At 58.1% G+C, this 2515-nt stretch carries 3 protein-coding genes; all 3 read right to left on the minus strand.

Going from position 1 to position 2515, the window contains the following annotated elements:
- On the minus strand, positions 1 to 660 hold a 660-nt coding region (locus QZZ60_RS11190), incomplete at its 3' end, for a molybdopterin-dependent oxidoreductase (protein ID WP_295641425.1).
- A gap of 172 nt (positions 661 to 832) precedes the next feature.
- Complete coding sequence (locus tag QZZ60_RS11195; RefSeq protein ID WP_295641427.1) at positions 833 to 1123, minus strand: helix-hairpin-helix domain-containing protein; 291 nt, start codon at positions 1121 to 1123, stop codon at positions 833 to 835.
- A 139-nt stretch (positions 1124 to 1262) separates the two neighbouring features.
- Positions 1263 to 2474 carry a hypothetical protein gene (locus tag QZZ60_RS11200; protein WP_295641429.1) on the minus strand — a complete coding sequence of 404 codons (1212 nt, stop codon included), beginning with the start codon at positions 2472 to 2474 and terminating at the stop codon, positions 1263 to 1265.
- Positions 2475 to 2515: the final 41 nt, after the last annotated feature.

The following is a 2515-nucleotide window of genomic DNA, read 5'->3' on the forward strand; positions in this document are numbered from 1 at the left end:
ATACAGATCATTGACGTTGGCGCCCCACAGCACCAGCGTTTCGGCCTTGGGCAGTTCGTCCACCTGCGTGGAGCCGCTGTTCACGCCGAGCATGAGACCGAGCATGTTCGAGGCCGTGGAAACGCAGGTTTCCCCCGGAGGCATGGCCTGAACGCTGCCCACCGTGCGCAGCGTCATGAGCGCCGCAATTTCCGATTCCAGGCAGTCCCACAAAGGCATGGTCAGGGCCACGCGGTTGCCGGCCTTGGCGCCATACTTGTCGCGAACGGCCTTCATGCGTTCCACCACCATGTCCACGGCTTCCTGATAGGAAATTCTGCGCCAGCTGCCGTCAGGCTCATGATACATGGGTTCCGTGATGCGGAAGGGGCTGTTCATCAGTTCCAGAATGGACATGCCCTTCGGGCACATGGCGCCGCCCGTCCAGTGATTGCTGCTGTCGCCGGTAACGCTGAGAATCTTGCCGTCCTGCACGCGCGCCTTGTAGGTGCAGCGCACCTGACAGAAAGGACAATAGCCCTTCACTTCCGTTATCGCTCCGCCTTTCGGAGGGATATAACCGATGGCTCCGGCCTTGTCGGGATTGGCAACGGCGGCCCCTCCCGCAAGCAGAGCCGCGCTCAGCTTAAGAAAATTTCTTCGTGAATACCTGTCGGGCATGATAAACCTGCCTGTTGAACATGAAGGAAAAAAACAGACAGTCGAAGCGGCGTCTCTTCAACGAAACGCTCCGACATGAGACAAATCGCCTCCATTTGCCGAAAAAGGAAAACGGCCTGAACCGTCAGCGAAGGCCAGACCGCTTTTCAAAGGATGGACGCAATGCCGACTGTCAGCAATTGCAGTCCGTGGAAATGCCGGAAATCGTCGCTTCGGAAGCCAGAATGCTGAGCTGTGCTTCGGAAAGATTCAGTTCCTTGAGGTCGTCCCAGCTCTGGAATCCGCCCAGAGAGTCGCGCAGATCGAGAATGCGCTCGGCATCTTCCTGCGAGAAGAAGCAACGGTTCATCAGCTCTTCCGTCGTGGCGTTGTTGAGCTCAAACGGATTGTCGGACTTGGCATAGGCCAGGGGAGCGGCGGACAGCATAAGCGCCAGGGCCAGCATCAAAAAACGCATTTTCATACAATATCTCCTTATACAGCATGCGGCAGGAAAACTGCCTTCCTGCCTATTTACCATAACGAATTTTTCCTTCTGAATATACCGGAAACACTCAATGTTTTGTAAAGATTCGTCATGGAGTTCTTTACAATGGCGTCTTTCATTTCCAGTCCCAGGGCAGTCGCACCTCCTCGCTCACCATGCGCCCGGCGGCCCAGCACGGCATGATCATGCTTTTTTCGCCCGTTCCTCCGGCCACAATAATGGGCATGGCGTCAAAAAAGGGCTTGGGAATCATGGCGTGCTCGTCCGTTATGGAAAGCACCTCTTCCGGCACTCCCCTTCTGGCCTCCCTGGCGGCATGGTACTGCCGAATCCAGTCGCCGAAGGGCACCCTGGCGCGTTCCCGAAGATGCGCACGAATGCTTTCGCGCGTCCAGCCCTCCCGGGCCAGCATTTTTGCGGTATCCTGAGCAATCACGAGAATGACGGCGCTTCTGTACGGCCTGTCATGCCCGCGAAGCCACTGGGCAACAAGTTCAAGATATTCCGGTCTGCTGTACCCTATGCCCATGATGCCGGAATACCCCTCCACGGCCGCCACGGTCACCACGTTGCGTTCCGGCAGAAAGCCGAACTCCGTATGCCAGGAAGGCCATGGACTCGCCTCGATGTTCTCGGCCAGAAACATGACGAATTCCCCGGGCTGACCGAGCGTGGACATGTCGGTAATGCCGGGGCGGCTTCCGCCCACGTTCTGAATGATGAGATGAAGCGCACGGCTGATGCTGGCATTGGCACGGTTGCCGCGTCCGAAAGCACCGCTTCCGGCATTGAGCCCCATCCGTTTGACTATGGGGCCGCTCACGATCATGAGCACCGCGTCGGGATTGGTGGTTGTTGCCATGCCGCGCAAGTCGAATTCCGGCCGGCTGACCGCTTCCACGGCCGCCACAAGAAGGGGCATGTGTCTGGGTTCGCACCCTGCCATGACGGCGTTGACGGCGATTTTTTCCACCGTGGCCACTCCCTCCATGGGAGCCAGCGTAGCCATGGCGAAGTCGCCGGGCAGATCGTACCCCTCCACCATGGCCGCCACGCGTTCGGGAGTCGGCGGAATGAGAGGCAGGCCGTCGCCCCATCCGCGGGACAAGAACAGCTCGTTGAAGACCGCAAGCTCATCCCCTTCCGCGCGTATCTCCTCTCGCTCGGCACGCGGAAAAAACGTTTTTCCTCCGCTCGTCTGCTCCAGAACGGCATCAATGTACATCCCGTCTTCCGTCTGCCCGGCAGGATTGCATACCACAAGTCCGTAGGACGAAGAAGGACACAGCAGAAAGGCCGTCACTACAATGACACAGAATGCACGCATCAGATTTTCCCCCACAGAAAGGGCTGCCCCTTGAAAACGTT

The sequence above is a fragment of the uncultured Mailhella sp. genome, assembly GCF_905187505.1.
Taxonomy (GTDB): domain Bacteria; phylum Desulfobacterota; class Desulfovibrionia; order Desulfovibrionales; family Desulfovibrionaceae; genus Mailhella.